Genomic DNA, 16193 nt, shown 5'->3' with positions numbered 1-16193 from the left:
GTGATTTACCGGGGGCTTTGCTGCACCGGGAAGCCGTTGTTGCCCTGCTCGGAAGGACATAGTCAACCGGTAGGCACGGGTGTTGAGGAGGCGAGAGTTGGCTACGTCGTCGGGGCTACTGACGCCATCCGCCCGTCCGACATCGCCTCGAGCACCCGCTCGTCGCCGCGGAGTAGCCCTACGCCGGCGTCGGTCAGGGCGGCAGGGACCTGGCCCGGTGTAGCGTCCATCCGGATCTCTCGTCACCGTGGAATCGTGCATCTGATGCAGGAGTTCTACGCTGACCCGTGCCGCGGCAGCACCTCGGTGAGCGATCCGACGTCCGGCACGGTCCGGGGAATCCCGGTGCGCCGCGGAACCGCGGGAGAATTGGCCGGACGGGAGTTCCAACAGCTGCGAGAACTCCCGTCGGTTAGTGTCCGATAGCCGGCCATATGTAAAGCAGAGAGTGCCGCTACCGCCCCATTCCTGGAGGACACGCGGTATCTGCTGGGTTTCGCTGAGTCTTTGGCACGGAAAATCCTTGAGGCCCCACCGTTATGGTAGGGCCTCAAGAATCCGTCCTCTGGTGAGTTCGACACCGTCTGGCGCCGCCCTCGGCACATGGATGGTGTGCGCTATCCGCCGATGCCGACGAGGGCGATCATCACCGGAACGATGCTGACGATCAGGGCCACGCCGAGGATGTCGAAGACGATGCCGGTGCGGATCATGCGGGTGATGGGCACCGCCCCGGTGCCGTAGACGATGGCGTTCTGCGGGGTCGAGACGGGGAGCATGAACCCGAAGGACGCGGCGAAGGTCGCGGCCATGGCGGGGACGAACGGGTCCACACCGATGGCCTGGCACAGCGGGATAACGATCGGAACGATCACCGCCGCCGAGGCGGTATTGGAGGTCGTCTCGGAAATCAGCACGGCCAGCACGGCGGAGAACACGGTGATCGCCACGACGTTGGTGATGTTCAGGTTCTCCGAGGCCCCGGTGCCGATGGTCTCGGCCAGACCCGTGTCGGCCAGCAGGGAGCCGAAGATGATGCCGGTGCCGAAGAGGATGATGGTGCCCCAGTCGATCTTCGCCGCATCCGACCAGGTCAGTGTGGCCTCACGCTTGGCCCAGTTGGTGGGGAGGATGAACAGCAGGGAGGCGCCGAGCACGGCGACGATGCCTTCGTCGAGGCGGTCGTCGAGGAAGATGTAGGCGGCCGACTCGGTACCGGCGAACAGGCTCACGAAGGCCGGCAGCAGCCACAGGGTGACGGTCAGACCGAAGGCGATCAGGGTGTTCTTCTCGGCCCGGGACATCTTCCCCTGGGCCGCACGGTGCTCGCGGATGTAGTCCTCCACACCTTCGATGCGGCGGATCTCGGGCTTGTTGAGCAGGAACATCACGATCGCCAGGACCACGAACATGGCCGCGCAGATGGGGAAGGCCACCGCCATCCACTGGGCGAAGGAGATGCGGGTGCCGGTGGCCTCCTCGATCAGGCCGCGGCCGATGAGGTTGGGCGGGGAGCCGACCGGGGTGAGCAGCCCGCCGACGGAGGCGCCGTAGGCGAGCATCAGCAGCAGGGCGGCGCCCACGCGCAGGCGCAGCGGGTCGAAGTCGGCCTTCACCACACCCTTGTCCTGCATCATCTGGGCGATCACGGCCAGGATGCCCAGGGCGGTGGGCATGAGCATCGCCACGGTGGCGGTGTTGGAGACGAAGGCGGAGAGGATGCAGGTGATTACGCCGAAGGCGATGATGATCCGGTAGGTGGACTTGCCCACCCCGGGGATGGAGAGCACGGCCAGGGCCAGGCGCTGGGCGATGCCGTGCTTGAGCATGGCTTGGGCCAGGATGAACGCGCCGATGAAGGTGAAGATCGTAGTGGAGCCGAACGGGGCCAGCACGTCCCCGGCCGGAGCAACGCCGAGGATCACCACGGCGGCCACGCCGATGAGGCCGCCGACCGGGATGGGCACGGGCTCGCAGATCCACAGGATGATCACGCCCAGCAGCACCGCGGCCAGGGTCTGTTGGGTCGCATCCAGGTTCAGCGGCAGCAGCGCGAAGAGGATCGCCACCGCCGGGGCGAGGAACAGGCCCAGGGTTTGGCGGCCGCGTTCGAACTTCTCTTCCCGCGGCGAGAGGGTCTGCTCGCTGAGGCTCCGGAAGGTCTTGCCGCCCAGCAGGGCGGCGCGCACGTCGGTGCGGGGTGGGGCGCTCATGGGGCCGGTGAGGACGGGTTGTTGGGTCTGCACGGTCCTGGTCCTTTCCATCGGTGGGATGGACTCACCATGCGCCCGTGATTTGCATCACGTCCAAGGCCTGTTATCTACTACGCCGATAGGAAGAACCAATGGGTTCAGTGATCCAGACACCATCGGGCCTCTGATCAACCCGCGACCCCCTCGCCACCTCCGGCCATGCCTCGGGCAAGATCCCGCCGCAGCGACATCTCGGATCACTGCACGCGCTTGAGCGCGGATGCGGTGGTGATGGGCCTGAGTCGTCGGTCGCGGAAGTAGCCCTGGAGCTCAGTGGTGCACGACAAGCGAAAGGCAGACATGGACGTCCGGCAGCTGAAATATTTCCTGGCTGTGGTGGACCACGGCGGCTTCACCCGGGCGGCCGAGCAGCTGATCATCGCCCAGCCCTCACTGTCGCAGACGATCAAGGGCCTGGAGCGGGAGCTGGGGGTCTCACTGTTCCACCGGATCGGGCGGCGGGTGGTGCTCAGCGAGGCCGGTCAGGAGCTGGTGGGCCCGGCCCGGGTGGTGGTCCGTGATCTTGAGACGGCCCGGGCGGCCATCGATGATCTGCGCGGGGTGCGCAGCGGCCGCCTGGACGTGGTGGCCATGCCCTCCCCCGGCATCGAGCCACTGACGTCGATGATCGCCGTGTACACCCGGGCCCACCCGGCAGTGACGGTCAGCGTGGACGCGGCCTTCACCCCCGATGAGGTGACCGAGGCGGTGCGCACCGGCAGCGCGGAGATCGGGATCCTGGGCTCGGATCGGCCGTTCCGCTCCGCGGAGGTCGACGTGATGCACCTGGAGCAGCAGCCGCTGGTGCTGATCGTCAACCCCAAGGCCGACGACTTCGGCGACGGCGAGGCCATCGGCCGGCAGGACCTGGTCGGACACCGGGTGGTGGTCTCTCAGCGGGGTTCGCTGATGCGCTGGCTCGTCGACGACGCCCTGGCCGGCGGGGTGCAGGTGCAGATCGCCGCCGAGGTCGCCCACCGCACCTCGGTGCTGCCCCTGGTGCTGGCCGGCGTCGGGCACGCGGTGATGCCTTCCTCCTGGACCCCACTGGCACGCCAGGCAGGGCTGCGCGTGCTGGGAATCGAGCCGACCACGGTGCTCCACGTGGCCGTGCTCAGCCGCCCGTCAGACCTGACTCCGGCCGCCCGGGCCTTCCTGGAGATCGCCGCCCGGCACACGGCGGCCCACTCCTCCGTACCATAGGACTTCTCTATGTAGGGGATGCGAATTGAGTCTTGGACCTTATGCGTTCCAGGGCGCTCTACTGGTACCTGACACCGCGATGTGATGCGGGCAACACCAGATAGACCTCGACAAGGAGAGCACCACCATGGCTGAGCACCAGGTTTTCAAGATCGCCTCGATCCCCGCCGACGGGGTGGGCAAGGAGGTCGTCGCCGCCGGCCGCAAGGTCCTCGACGCGATCGCCGAGCAGTCCGGCGAGGCCTTCTCCTTCGAGTGGACCGAGTTCCCCTGGGGTTCCGAGTACTACGCCGAGCATGGGGTGATGATGGACCCCAACGGCCTGGAGGAGCTCAAGAACTTCGACGCGATCCTCTTCGGCGCCGTCGGGTGGGAGAACGTCCCCGACCACGTGTCCCTGTGGGGGCTGCGGCTGAACATCACCCAGAACTTCGACCAGTGGGCCAACATCCGCCCCGTGAAGTTCCTCCCCGGTGTGGTCTCCCCGCTGCGCAAGGCCGATGACACCGAACTCGACTGGGTCGTGGTCCGGGAGAACAGCGAGGGCGAGTACGCCGGTCTCGGCGGGCGCAACCTCTCCGGCCGGGGCCCCGGCAACGAGGTCGCCGTCCAGTCCTCCCTGTTCACCGAGAAGGGCTGTGAGCGGATCATCCGCTTCGCCTTCGACCTGGCCCGCACCCGCACGGTCAAGAAAGTCTCCAGCGTCACCAAGTCCAACGCCCAGCAGTACGGCATGGTGCTCTGGGACGAGGTCTTCGCCCGCGTGGCCGCCGACTACCCGGACGTGGCCACGGAGTCCGTGCTGGTGGACGCGATGAGCGCCAAGTTCATCCTGCACCCGGAGGAGCTCTCGGTGGTGGTGGCCTCCAACCTCAACGCCGACATCCTCTCCGACCTCGGCTCCGCGATGGCCGGCAGCCTCGGGCTGGCCGCCAGCGCGAACCTGAACCCGGAGCGCCGGTACCCCTCGATGTTCGAGCCCGTCCACGGCTCCGCCCCGGACATCGCCGGGCAGGGGATCGCCAACCCGATCGGCACCATCGCCAGTGCCGCCCTGATGCTCGACCACTTCGGCCTGCACGCCGAGGCCCGCCGGGTCGAGGCCGCGATCGAGGCCACCACCGCCGCCGGGCACCTCACCCGCGACATCGGCGGCACCGCCGACACCAACGAGATCACCGAGGCGATCGTGGAGGCCCTGGCCAAGTCCCTGACCTCCGCCTGAACAGCCTCCGCCTCCGCCTGAGGCGCGTCTCAGGGGCCGGCCGGCACCGTGCCGGCCGGCCCCTGACTGTCCCATGCCCGGGGCAGGCCCCACTCTTCCCTTGAGGGCTCAGCGCACCGTCGCGGAGCATTCCCTTCTCGACACCGAGGACAACACTGATGGACCACACCATGGTCAGTGACACCCACCCCACGGCTGCCCGTAAGCCCTGGTACCGCGACGATGAGCTCGTGAACGAGGCCGCCCGATGAGCACGAATTCTTTGACAACACCGCGGATCCTGATCGCCCCGGACAAGTTCAAAGGGTCGTTGACCGCCGCCCAGGTCGCCGATTCCCTGGCCGCCGGCCTGCTCCAGGACAACCCACTGGCCCAGGTGCACACCCTGCCCCTAGCCGACGGCGGGGACGGCAGTGTGGCCGCGGCCCTGGGTGCGGGGTTCCAGGCGCTGACCATCCCGATCACCGGCCCCACCGGGGACCCGGCGACCACCACGGTGGCCTTCGACGGCACCGCCGCCGTGGTGGAGGTGGCCACCACCGCCGGGCTGCAGATGCTGCCCACCGGCCGCCTGGCCCCGCGCGAGTCCAGCAGCGTGGGCTTCGGTCAGGCCATCCGGGCCGTGCTGGCCCACCGTCCGACCCGGATCGTGCTGGCCCTAGGTGGCAGCGCCAGTACCGACGGCGGGGCCGGGATGCTCTCCGCCCTCGGCGCGGTGTTCTCCGACCGGGCCGGCCAAGCCTTTGTGCCCACCGGCGCCACCCTGGGTGAGATCGCCGAGGTCGAGCTCACCGGGCTGGTCGATCTGGAGGGGGTGGAGTTGATCGCCGCCAACGATGTGCAGAATCCCCTGCTGGGCCGCAACGGGGCGGCGGCCGTCTACGGCCCGCAGAAGGGCGCCACCCCCGACGACGTCGAGGTCCTCGAGGCCGGGCTGGGGTGCCTGCTCCGGCGCCTGTGGGAGGCCGGCTGGCCCGCTGAGGAGGCCGCCGGCGTTCCCGGGGCCGGCGCCGCCGGCGGGCTGGGCTGGGCCGCGATGCTGCTGGGCGCGAGGATGGTCTCCGGAGCCGGGTTCTTCCTGGACCTGCTCGGCTTCGACGATCACGCCGTCGGCTGCGACCTGGTGATCACCGGGGAGGGGAAGCTGGACACCCAGACGCTGTCGGGCAAGCTGCCTCTGGTCGTGGCCCGCCGCGCGAATCCGGTGCCGGTGATCGCCGTCGTGGGGCACAACGCCTTGGACACAGACCGGTTGCCCGCCCATGGCATCGAGAAGGTCTACGCGCTCAGCGCCATGACCGACCAGGACAGCGCCACCGACCCCCGTCTCTCCGCGGCCCTGCTGCGCCAGACCGGCCAGCACATCGCCCGCGCCCTGACACCGGCCGCTCACACCACCCACACCGCAGACGCCCTCTAAACACACCGATGAGCAGGCGGCCTGACACCACCGGTGTCAGGCCGCCTGACATCGCCGCGTTCCCAGCACCCCAGGGTCCACCACTGGGGATCGCCTCGACCGCGCTGATGCCCCCAGCCCCAGAACACCGTCGCCGGAGCATCACGGGGCATCGCGCCGATGCTCCGGCCACATCCGTGCTTGACCTCCCCTCCCCCTTTTAAACCGACGACAGGACGTCCCCCTATGCGACGAGCAAAGATCGTGGCCACGATCGGTCCGGCCATCTCCTCCTACGAGAACCTCTCCCAGGCGATCGCCTCGGGGATGAACGTGGCCCGGCTCAACATGAGCCACGGCGACCACTCCGTGCACGACGCGTCCTACGAGAACCTGCGCCGGGCTTCCGAGGACCTCGGGCAGACCGTCGCGATCCTCGCCGACCTGCAGGGCCCCAAGATCCGGCTCGGCCGCTTCGCCGACGGGCCCCACGAGCTGCTGCCCGGCGACGAGTTCTCCATCACGGTCGAGGACGTCGAGGGCACCGCGAGCCTGTGCTCCACCACGCACAAGGCCCTGCCCGGGGACGTGAACGTGGGCGACCCGCTGCTCATCGACGACGGCCGGGTCGCCCTGCGCGCCACCGCCGTCTCGGACACCACCGTGACGGCCGAGGTGGTCGTGGGCGGGCCGGTGTCCAACAACAAGGGCATCAACCTGCCCGGGGTCGCCGTGAACGTCCCGGCCCTGTCCGACAAGGACGAGGACGACCTGCGCTGGGCCCTGCGCCGCGGCGTGGACCTGATCGCCCTGTCCTTCGTGCGCGACGCCAAGGACATCGTGCGGGTGCACGAGATCATGGACGAGGAGGGCCGCCGGCTGCCGGTGATCGCCAAGATCGAGAAGCCGCAGGCGGTGGACTCCCTGCACGAGATCATCGACGCCTTCGACGGCATCATGGTCGCCCGCGGCGACCTCGGCGTGGAGCTGCCGCTGGAGCAGGTGCCGATCGTGCAGAAGCGCGCCATCGAGCTGGCCCGGCGCTGGGCCAAGCCGGTGATCGTGGCCACCCAGGTGCTGGAGTCGATGATCGACAGCCCGCGCCCCACCCGCGCGGAGGCCTCCGACTGCGCCAACGCGGTGCTCGACGGCGCGGACGCGGTGATGCTCTCCGGGGAGACCTCGGTGGGCAAGTACCCGATCGAGACCATCGAGACCATGGCGCGGATCATCGAGGCCACCGAGTCCCAGGCGCTCGAGCGCGTCCCGGCGCTGGGCACGGAGCCGCGCACCCGCGGCGGCGCGGTGACCCGGGCGGCGGTCACCATCGCCCGGCAGCTGGACGTCAGCTACATCTGCACGTTCACCCAGTCGGGGGACTCCGCCCGCCGGCTCTCCCGGCTGCGCCCGGCCCACCCGATCCTGGCCTTCACCCCCGAGCCGCTGGTGACCGCCCTGATGTCCCCGCTGTGGGGCGTGCAGCCGATCCAGGTGGCCAAGGTCGACCACACCGACGACATGACCCGGCAGGTGGACCTCCACCTGCAGGAGCAGGGTCTGGCCGGGGAGGACGACCTCGTGGTGATCTGCGCCGGCTCGCCCCCCGGGGTCGCCGGCACCACCAACCTCGTGAAGGTGCACCGGGTGGGCGACGTCGCCGACGCCGGTGAGCTGCTCAGCGGCCAGCGCAAGCGCGAGCACGTAGGACCGTGGCGGGAAGCCGAACCAACCCGGTAACACCCACCACGAAACGTGAAAGGAATGCCCGCGAAGGGAACCTCAACTGCATCATCATTCCCGCGGGCAATGTCCGGTAGCACCGCAGCCACCCTGATGCTCACCGAAGGCTGGGACGTGAAGGTCGTTGCCCAGCTGCTGGGTCACGCTTCGGTGACCACCACCTCCAAGTACCTCGACGAACTGCCCGGAGAGCTGAGGTGGCGGTCAACGCCCTCCTGACTCCGGTGGATCCGTAGGAGTTCGCTGCACCGTTGCCGTGGGGCGTGCGCTGTCCCCGAGAGCGCCATGGGAGTTAGCACATGAGATAAAGCCTTGAATAGCCATTCGAGTGTGATGTTGCTTACTATGTCTCCACCATTCGCGGAGCTGCTCGTGGGAGCAACTCCGGCTCCCTGGGGCGATCGTTGTTCTGAGGGAGTCTGATGTCTATCACCTTTGAGCCCGTGCCCCTGACGGATCGACGGCTCTTCGAGGCCCGGCTCAGTGAAGCCGCCCTCGCCCTGCACCACGAGGGACACGATCCGGAGAGAATCTGCCAGGAAGTTACGCGGATCGGTCAGCGCTACCCCTGGGTGGACGCCCGCACGGTGGCCAACGCCCTGGTGGACACCCTGGGCCCGGGATGGGGCGCCATCTACCTGCATTGGCTGTGGAGCCAGGACGACGACTCCTGACCCATTGCTCCTCGGTAACAGCATCCCTGTGGGGAGCGTGCCAGCACGGCCAGCACGCCCATCAGGACAGGGCCTGCCCCCGCACGGGCCAACCCCAACTGCAATGTCGTTCTCGTGGAGCGGCTGATAACCGGCCATATGTAAAGAAGGTCGCGTCGAGCTACTGATGCAGCCAGTGTCCGCGGATCAATCAGCGATAGCGCGTTTGGTCCCTGAGTTCTAGGGTGGGAGATCCGCCAGGAAATTTCTGCTTCGTCAGCAGAAGCGTGCACTTCGGGCAGGGCCGGGTCTCGCCCTGGTGGTCCCGCAGAAGCATTGCCAGATCCTGGTGCCGGTGCTCCACTGGAAAGACGAGCCTGTCCTGGGCCCGTACGTCCAAGGGGGATCATCATGGCTGGTCACGACAAGCAGGCCGAGCACACCAAAGCAGAACACACTCACGGAGAGAACTGCGGGCACGAGACCGTTGAACACGGCGATCATGTGGATTATCTCCACGACGGTCACCGGCATGCGGAGCATGAGGACCACTACGACGAGTGCGCGTAGCCTGCCCCCGGCATCCTTCAAGAGGCCCCTGCAGAGAGCAGGGGTCTCTTGTTCTGCCCCGGCATCGGTTGAGGGACAGCTCCTGCTGCCCTGCTCCAGGCGCGCACATTGACGGGCATTGTGGGCGGGCATTGTGCGTGAACGCTTGAGACGTGGGCGTGCCAGGGAGACTCGTCCACGAGCGGGTGAACGTGAACGGGGTCAAAGCAGCTGTTCGATGGTGTTCCCGCCGTCGGTGGTGCGCAGCACGGTTCCGTCGGCCACGAGCAGGGCCTCAGTCTCGCCTTCCTCCGTGAGCCCGGCCCCCAGGGCGGTGATCTCCCCGATCGGCTGGTCACTGGCCGTCCAGGTTTCCCCGGCATCTGCGCTGGTCAGCAGGTTCCCGTCGACCCCGGCCCCGACGATGGTCTTGTCGTCGGCCCAGGCGATCAGGGACATCAGCTGCGGGGTGTCCAGGGTGTCCCAGGTGGCACCGTCGTCCTGGGAGCGCATGACGCCGTCCTCGGTGGTGGCCAGGATGGTGCCTGTGCCCGGGGCGATCGCCAGGGCGGCCGGGGCGGAGGGGATCTCGAGGGTGTCCCAGGTGCGCCCGTCGGAGCTGGCGCGCAGCTGCCCATCGAAGCCGAGCACCCCGTTCGGACCGGCGGCCAGGGTGTGGAAGTCCGATTCCCCGCCCCTCGAGAGCACCTCCCAGGTCTCGCCCTGATCGGTGGATTCGATCAACCCGACCGGTTCGGGCAGATCGGTGCCGATACCGGGGTGGCCCGAGGCCAGATAGCGGCCCTCGGGCGTGACGGTGAAGCCCATCAGGTCCACGACCGGACTTGCCTGAGTCAGTTCCCCGTCCTGGAGACGGAACAGCCCTTCATGGGTGGCCAGCAGGATCACCCCTGCTCCTGCTCCTGCTCCTGCGCCGCCTCCGGTCACCGTGTCGCGGGTGATGGCGTGCACATGGGTGATCGCCGTGCCGGTGCTGCTCGCTCCGGCCGGTGCCGGGCTCTCCGCCGGGGAAGTACACGCGGCCAGGGCGCCGGTGCCGAGCAGGCCGAGGCCGCCCACGAGCAGGGTTCTACGGGTCAGGGGGTTCATGGGTCCTTTCCGCCTCGCACCACACTGCGAGGGCCATCCACCATTGTCGACCGGTCGGGGAGGGACCCTGTGGCGTTCTCCGTGAAGGTTTGGCGAAGATTCCTCCCCCGACCAGTCTCCGGCACGAATGCGGTGCGGACGGAGGGGACACTGAAGTCATGGATTCTGGCATCGATGCGGTGACCGGGCGGGTGCTGGTGGTCGACGACGAGAAGCCCCTGGCCCGGATGATCGCCACCTACCTCACCCGCGCCGGCTATGACGTGGCCACCGCCCACACCGGGCCCGACGCCGTGGAGGCCGCCCGCAGCCGGAGCTTTGATGTGGTGGTGCTGGATCTGGGGTTACCCGGGCTGGACGGGATCGAGGTGTGCCGCAGGATCCGGGGCTTCTCCGAGTGCTACGTGCTGATGCTCACCGCCCGCGGGGACGAAGACGACAAGCTGGCCGGCCTGGCGGCCGGGGCCGATGACTACATCACCAAGCCTTTCAGTGTGCGTGAGCTCGTCGCGAGGGTGGCCGCGGTGCTGCGCCGGCCCCGCACCACCGTGACTGCTGTGGAGCCGGCCCGGGTGTTCGGGGACCTGACCGTCGATCTCACCGCCCATGAGGCGCGGGTGGTCGGTGAGCCGGTGGGGTTGACCCGCACCGAGTTCGACCTGCTGGCCGCCCTGACGGCGCGGCCGCACCAGGCGTTGTCCCGTCGTCAGCTCATCGACACCGTGTGGGACCCGGCCTGGGTGGGCGATGAGCGGCTGGTGGATGTGCACATCGGTCACCTGCGCCGGAAACTCAGTGAGGATCAGAGCGCCTACATCGACACCGTGCGCGGGGTCGGCTATCGGATGGTGAGCCGGTGAGCGGCCGGCGGCACAGCTGGGGGTTGGCCTCCCGGTTCTTCCTGGCCCAGGCCATCGTGGTGGCCGCCAGCATCCTCGCCGCCGTGGCCGTGGCCTCCTTGGCCGGGCCCCCGATCTTCCACGAACACCTGATCATGGCCGGGCACTCGGAGAACTCCCCGGAACTCCTGCACGTGGAGCAGGCCTACCGTGACACCAACCTCATCATCCTGGGGGCGGCCCTGAGCACTGCTGTGGTGTGCGCGGCGGCGGTGACCTGGTTCTTCACCCGCCGCCTCCAGCGGCCCCTGGCCGCACTTACCCAGGCGGCCCAGTCCATGGCCCGCGGGCGCTACGACACCCGGGTCCCGGCCCTGGGTGCCGGCACCGAGGTGGACGCGGTCGCCACCTCGTTCAACACCATGGCCACCCGTCTGCAGCGCACCGAGGACACCCGCCGGCGGATGCTCTCGGACCTGGCCCACGAGATGCGCACTCCGATCTCGGTGCTCTCCGTCTACTGCGAGGCTCTCCAAGACGGGGTGACGCACTGGGACGAGGCCACCGGGGAGCTCATGACCGACCAGCTGGGACGCCTCACGCGCCTGGTCGAGGACATCCACGACGTCTCCCGGGCCGAGGAGGGCCGGATCGAGCTGGAGCGCACCGCACAACCTGTCGACGAGCTGCTGCGCACCGCCGTCGAGGCCCACCGGGAGGCCTACGCCGCCAAGGGCGTGCATCTGGTGCTCGAGGCGCAGGATGCCGCCGGGGTCGTGGAGGTGGACCGGCAGCGGATGGGTCAGGTGCTGGGCAACCTGCTCACCAACGCCCTGCGCCACACACCGCCCGGTGGCACGGTGACCGTGCGCGCCGCCGTCCACGGCCCCGGCCGTCTCGGCCTGGTCGTGGCCGACACCGGCGACGGGATCGCCGCCGAGAACCTGCCCCAGGTGTTCGAGCGCTTCTGGCGCGGGGACACCGCCCGGGACCGCGACCACGGCGGCTCCGGGATCGGCCTGACCATCTCCCGGGCCCTGGTCGAGGCCCACGGCGGAACGCTGAACGTCAGCTCCTCCGGTCCCGGAGCTGGGACGGTCTTCACCGTGGAGCTACCCCGCCCCACCCGGCACCGCCCCCGTGAAACCACGGTCGCCGCATGACCCCACGCTTGCAACATACCCCTGGGGGGTATATACCTGGGGGTGGTGAGGACGTATCCGGTCCTACCGCCCGAATCGATCGAAGGAGCTTCACATGAGCCACGAGACCCGCTCCCCGTTGCCGATGGCCTCCACCGGCTGCGCCTGCTGCGCACCCGCCCCCGCCGCCGATCACGCGGCTCCTGCTGCTGGGACGGCTTCCGCTACCGGCACGACGTCGACCTACCAGGTTCAGGGCATGACCTGTGGCCACTGCGCCACCAGCGTCACCGAGGAGCTCACCGCCCTGAAGGGTGTGAGCGAGGTGCACGTGGACCTGGTGGCCGGTGGGGCCTCCACCGTCACGGTCACCGCCGACCACCCGCTGAGCACGGAGGCGGTCCGCACCGCAGTGGAAGAAGCCGGTTACACCCTCGTCACCGCCTGACGAGACCGACCACCGCCCTGGCCCGCCAGGGACCTGCGCGAAAAGGAACGCCATGAGCACCCCGCAGCACCACGACCGCCCCACCGCCCCGGGCCAGGCGCACACCGGCCACGACACGGACCACCCCGCCGATCACCACGGCGCGGCCCACCGCGGCCGGCACGCCGATGCCGACACCCACGGGCAGGCCATGCCGCACGCCCACGCCCACTCGGCGGTGGACGAGGACCACCAGGTCCACACCCACGGCGAGCACGCCGGGCACTCCACGGCGATGTTCAAGAACAAGTTCTGGCTCTCGCTGGTACTGGCGATCCCCGTAGTGGTCTTCTCCCCGATGGTCGGGCACCTGCTGGGTTACCACGTCCCCGAGTTCCCGGGCTCTACCTGGATCCCTCCGGTGCTGGGCACCGTCATCTACCTTTACGGTGGTGCCCCGTTCCTGCGCGGCGGGCTCACCGAGCTGAAGTCGAAGCAGCCGGGGATGATGCTGCTGATCGCCATGGCCATCACCGTCGCCTTCGTCGCCTCCTGGGTCACCACCCTGGGGATCGGCGGGTTCGACCTCGACTTCTGGTGGGAACTGGCCCTGCTGGTGGTCATCATGCTGCTGGGCCACTGGATGGAGATGCGCGCCCTCGGGGCGGCCTCCTCCGCCCTGGACGCCCTGGCCGCGCTGCTGCCCGACGAGGCCGAGAAGGTCGTCGACGGCGACACAGTCACGGTGCCCGTCGCCGAGCTGGCCGTGGGCGACGTCGTGCTCATCCGCCCCGGGGCCCGGGTCCCGGCCGACGGGGAGATCGTCGACGGGACGGCCGAGTTCGACGAGTCCATGATCACCGGCGAATCCCAGGCCGTCGCCCGCACCGTGGGCGAGACGGTGGTCGCCGGGACCGTGGCCACCGACACCACCGTGCGCGTGCGGGTGGAAGCCGTCGGCGCCGACACCGCCCTGGCCGGGATCCAGCGGATGGTCGCGGCCGCCCAGGAGTCCTCCTCCCGGGCCCAGGCCCTGGCCGACCGGGCGGCCGCGCTGCTGTTCTGGTTCGCCCTGGCCGCCGGCATCCTCACCGCCATCGCCTGGACGGTCCTGGGCAGCCCCGACGACGCGGTGATCCGCACCGTGACCGTGCTGGTCATCGCCTGCCCGCACGCCCTGGGCCTGGCGATCCCGCTGGTCATCGCGATCTCCACGGAGCGCGCGGCGAAGGCCGGGGTGCTGATCAAGGACCGGCTGGCCCTGGAGCGGATGCGCACCATCGACGTGGTGCTCTTCGACAAGACCGGGACCCTGACCGAAGGGGCGCATGCCGTCACCGGCACGGCCCCTGTCCCCGGGGTCTCCGAGGGTGAGCTGCTGGCCTGGGCGGCGGCGGCCGAGGCCGACAGCGAGCACCCCGTGGCCCGGGCCATCGTGCGCGCCGCCGCCGAGCACCCCGAGGCCCCCCGGCTGGGCCTGCAGGGCACCGGTTTCCGCGCGGCCACCGGCCGCGGCGTGAAGGCCACCGTCGACGGGGCCGAGGTCCTGGTGGGCGGGCCGAACATGCTGCGCGAGCTCGACCAGGACACCCCCGAGCCGTTGCGGGCGGGCGTGGACGAGTGGACCAGCCGCGGCGCCGGGGTCCTCCACGTGCTCCGGGACGGAGCGGTCATCGGTGCCCTGGCCCTGGAGGACAAGGTCCGCCCCGAGTCCCGCGCCGCCGTGGCCGCCCTGCAGGACCGGGGGGTGCGCGTGGCGATGATCACCGGCGACGCCCGGCAGGTCGCCGAGGCCGTGGGCGCCGAGCTGGGCATCGACGAGGTCTTCGCCGAGGTCCTCCCGCAGGACAAGGACACCAAGGTCACCGAGCTTCAGTCCCGGGGGATGACCGTGGCGATGGTCGGCGACGGCGTCAACGACGCCCCTGCCCTGGCCCGGGCCGAGGTCGGCATCGCCATCGGCGCCGGCACCGACGTGGCCATGGAGTCGGCCGGGGTGGTCCTGGCCGGCAACGACCCGAGGGCGGTGCTGTCGATGATCGACCTGTCCCGGGCCAGCTACCGGAAGATGATCCAGAACCTGGTCTGGGCCGCCGGCTACAACGTGGTCGCCGTGCCCCTGGCCGCCGGGGTGCTCGCGCCGATCGGGATCGTGCTGTCCCCGGCCGTGGGCGCGGTGCTGATGTCGGCGTCCACGATCGTGGTGGCGCTCAACGCCCAGCTGCTGCGCCGCCTCGACCTCGACCCGGCCCATCTGGCCGCCGTCAGCGCCGAGGACCGCCGTCCCGCCGAGCAGTCCACGACTGCCCCCACCCACTGACCCACCGACACAACCGACAAGAAGAGAAGGACACCCCCATGAAGCGAACCACCGCCCTCAGCACCCTCGCCCTGGCCTCCGCCCTGGCCCTGACCGGCTGCGGCACCGGCGCCGACGAGCAGGACACCGGCACGAGCGCGGAGACCGCCGCCCCGGCCACCGCCGCCCCCGAGACCCCCAGCACCACCTCGGCCTCCGAGGAGCCGATCGCCGAAGAGCACAACGACGCGGACGTGATGTTCGCCCAGATGATGGTCCCGCACCACGAGCAGGCCGTGGAGATGAGCGAGACGCTGCTGGCCAAGGAGGAGGTGCCGGCCGAGGTCGCCGATTTCGCCCAGCAGGTGATCGACGCCCAGGGCCCGGAGATCGAGCGCATGAACGCCATGCTCGAGGCCTGGGGCCAGGAGCCCATGATGGAGTCCGGCGGCATGGAGGGCATGGACCACGGCTCCGGGGCGGGGATGAGCGGGATGATGAGCGAGGAGGACATGCAGGCCCTGGAGGACGCCCAGGGCACCGAGGCCTCCCGGCTGTACCTGGAGCAGATGACCGCCCACCACGAGGGCGCGGTCGAGATGGCCCGCGACCAGGTCGAGCAGGGGCAGAACCCGCAGGCCGTGGCCCTGGCCCAGGACGTCATCGAGGCCCAGGAGGCCGAGATCACCGAGATGGAGGGCCTGCTCCAGGGCCTGCCCAGCGGCTCCTGAGACTCCGCAGGTCGTCCGGGGCCGCTACAGGGCGGCCCCGGAACAGCGGCAACTACCACGGAAGGAACCCGTCATGATGTGGGGTGACGGCATGGGGTGGATGTGGCTGTTCTGGCTCCTGCTCATCGGGGGCACGGTGGTGCTGGTCTTCGTGCTGGTGAAGGCGTTCACCAGCGGCTCGGGCGGCGGCACCTGGCAGGGCGGCACCGCGCCGCCGACGACGGGTGCAGGCCCGCGCCGGTCCCGGGAGATCCTCCAGGAGCGCTACGCCCGCGGAGAGATCAACACCGAGGAGTACCGGGAACGCCTACGGACCCTGGAAGAAGGCGACCGGTGAGCCCGCTGAGCCGCCGCCAGCAGCTGTCCCTGGATGCGGCGGAGGAAGACCGGGCCGCATGATGTCCTTCACGATCGACGGGTAAGGGTACGACGCCGAGCGCACCGACCAGCGGGTCCGGGTGGGCACCGTGGAGGTGTGGACCCTGACCAACTCCAGCCCCCTGGACCACCCGGTGCACCTGCACGTGTGACCCCTGCAGGTCGTGGCCGAGGAGGGCCGCGACGTCTCCGCACCGCGGTGGCGGGACGTGGTCAACATCCACCCCATGCCGTCACCCCACATCA

14 protein-coding genes and 1 pseudogene are annotated in these 16193 nt (G+C 69.6%); 13 read left to right on the top strand and 2 right to left on the bottom strand.

Annotation, left to right across the window (positions count from 1 at the left end; all coding sequences use genetic code 11):
• Positions 1-617: 617 nt before the first annotated feature.
• The gene (locus ABL57_RS14515) at positions 618-2246 is read right to left on the bottom strand and encodes a DASS family sodium-coupled anion symporter (RefSeq protein ID WP_238986069.1); all 1629 of its coding nucleotides are present in this window, start codon (positions 2244-2246) and stop codon (positions 618-620) included.
• A 282-nt stretch (positions 2247-2528) separates the two neighbouring features.
• On the opposite strand from ABL57_RS14515, the gene ABL57_RS14510 reads away from it, so the two are divergent.
• The 6 genes from ABL57_RS14510 (at position 2529) to ABL57_RS14490 (ending at position 8493) form a co-directional block, all read left to right on the top strand.
• On the top strand, positions 2529-3455 hold the full coding sequence (locus tag ABL57_RS14510; RefSeq protein WP_238986068.1) for a LysR family transcriptional regulator: 927 nt from the start codon (positions 2529-2531) through the stop codon (positions 3453-3455).
• A gap of 127 nt (positions 3456-3582) precedes the next feature.
• A complete protein-coding gene (locus ABL57_RS14505; RefSeq protein WP_047804194.1) occupies positions 3583-4680 on the top strand; it encodes a tartrate dehydrogenase in 1098 nt (365 codons plus the stop codon).
• A gap of 247 nt (positions 4681-4927) precedes the next feature.
• Entirely contained in the window at positions 4928-6100 is a 1173-nt protein-coding gene (locus ABL57_RS14500) for a glycerate kinase (RefSeq protein WP_047804193.1), read from the top strand.
• Between the two features lie 225 nt (positions 6101-6325).
• Entirely contained in the window at positions 6326-7816 is a 1491-nt protein-coding gene (gene pyk, locus ABL57_RS14495; protein ID WP_047804192.1) for a pyruvate kinase, read from the top strand.
• 69 nt (positions 7817-7885) lie between these two features.
• The gene (locus ABL57_RS21390; RefSeq protein ID WP_238986067.1) at positions 7886-8038 is read left to right on the top strand and encodes a tyrosine-type recombinase/integrase; all 153 of its coding nucleotides are present in this window, start codon (positions 7886-7888) and stop codon (positions 8036-8038) included.
• Positions 8039-8241: 203 nt separating this feature from the next.
• Complete coding sequence (locus ABL57_RS14490; protein ID WP_047804191.1) at positions 8242-8493, top strand: hypothetical protein; 252 nt, start codon at positions 8242-8244, stop codon at positions 8491-8493.
• Between the two features lie 750 nt (positions 8494-9243).
• Here ABL57_RS14490 and ABL57_RS14480 read toward each other — a convergent pair.
• Entirely contained in the window at positions 9244-10131 is an 888-nt protein-coding gene (locus ABL57_RS14480) for a F510_1955 family glycosylhydrolase (protein ID WP_047804189.1), read from the bottom strand.
• Positions 10132-10289: 158 nt separating this feature from the next.
• On the opposite strand from ABL57_RS14480, the gene ABL57_RS14475 reads away from it, so the two are divergent.
• From ABL57_RS14475 to ABL57_RS23340, 7 genes and pseudogenes are all read left to right on the top strand, one after another.
• Positions 10290-10991 (top strand): response regulator transcription factor, encoded by a 702-nt coding sequence (locus ABL57_RS14475; protein WP_047804188.1) that lies wholly within the window; start codon positions 10290-10292, stop codon positions 10989-10991.
• On the top strand, positions 10988-12133 hold the full coding sequence (locus ABL57_RS14470; protein ID WP_047804187.1) for a cell wall metabolism sensor histidine kinase WalK: 1146 nt from the start codon (positions 10988-10990) through the stop codon (positions 12131-12133). Before ABL57_RS14475 ends, ABL57_RS14470 begins: the two co-directional genes overlap by 4 nt.
• 94 nt (positions 12134-12227) lie before the next feature.
• Positions 12228-12560, top strand: coding sequence for a heavy-metal-associated domain-containing protein (locus ABL57_RS14465; RefSeq protein WP_047804186.1), 333 nt, complete (start codon positions 12228-12230; stop codon positions 12558-12560).
• A gap of 52 nt (positions 12561-12612) precedes the next feature.
• On the top strand, positions 12613-14859 hold the full coding sequence (locus tag ABL57_RS14460) for a heavy metal translocating P-type ATPase (RefSeq protein ID WP_047804185.1): 2247 nt from the start codon (positions 12613-12615) through the stop codon (positions 14857-14859).
• Positions 14860-14897: 38 nt separating this feature from the next.
• Positions 14898-15569 (top strand): DUF305 domain-containing protein, encoded by a 672-nt coding sequence (locus tag ABL57_RS14455; RefSeq protein ID WP_047804184.1) that lies wholly within the window; start codon positions 14898-14900, stop codon positions 15567-15569.
• 73 nt (positions 15570-15642) lie between these two features.
• Positions 15643-15906, top strand: coding sequence for an SHOCT domain-containing protein (locus ABL57_RS14450; RefSeq protein ID WP_047804183.1), 264 nt, complete (start codon positions 15643-15645; stop codon positions 15904-15906).
• 103 nt (positions 15907-16009) lie between these two features.
• Positions 16010-16099 (top strand): annotated as a pseudogene (locus tag ABL57_RS23340) (multicopper oxidase domain-containing protein); the annotation flags it as partial.
• Positions 16100-16193: the final 94 nt, after the last annotated feature.

This window comes from Kocuria sp. SM24M-10, from assembly GCF_001027955.1.
Lineage (GTDB): Bacteria > Actinomycetota > Actinomycetes > Actinomycetales > Micrococcaceae > Kocuria > Kocuria oceani.
Note: the sequence above shows the minus strand (reverse complement) of the source record. Positions and strands in the feature narration are given on the sequence as shown.

Coding starts and splice junctions, on each gene's coding strand:
- ABL57_RS14490 (WP_047804191.1), top strand. CDS start 8,242: ATGTCTATCACCTTTGAGCCCGTGCCCCTGACGGATCGACGGCTCTTC.
- ABL57_RS14455 (WP_047804184.1), top strand. CDS start 14,898: ATGAAGCGAACCACCGCCCTCAGCACCCTCGCCCTGGCCTCCGCCCTG.
- ABL57_RS14465 (WP_047804186.1), top strand. CDS start 12,228: ATGAGCCACGAGACCCGCTCCCCGTTGCCGATGGCCTCCACCGGCTGC.
- ABL57_RS14450 (WP_047804183.1), top strand. CDS start 15,643: ATGATGTGGGGTGACGGCATGGGGTGGATGTGGCTGTTCTGGCTCCTG.
- ABL57_RS21390 (WP_238986067.1), top strand. CDS start 7,886: ATGTCCGGTAGCACCGCAGCCACCCTGATGCTCACCGAAGGCTGGGAC.
- ABL57_RS14480 (WP_047804189.1), bottom strand. CDS start 10,131: ATGAACCCCCTGACCCGTAGAACCCTGCTCGTGGGCGGCCTCGGCCTG.
- ABL57_RS14505 (WP_047804194.1), top strand. CDS start 3,583: ATGGCTGAGCACCAGGTTTTCAAGATCGCCTCGATCCCCGCCGACGGG.
- ABL57_RS14475 (WP_047804188.1), top strand. CDS start 10,290: ATGGATTCTGGCATCGATGCGGTGACCGGGCGGGTGCTGGTGGTCGAC.
- ABL57_RS14460 (WP_047804185.1), top strand. CDS start 12,613: ATGAGCACCCCGCAGCACCACGACCGCCCCACCGCCCCGGGCCAGGCG.
- ABL57_RS14500 (WP_047804193.1), top strand. CDS start 4,928: ATGAGCACGAATTCTTTGACAACACCGCGGATCCTGATCGCCCCGGAC.
- pyk (WP_047804192.1), top strand. CDS start 6,326: ATGCGACGAGCAAAGATCGTGGCCACGATCGGTCCGGCCATCTCCTCC.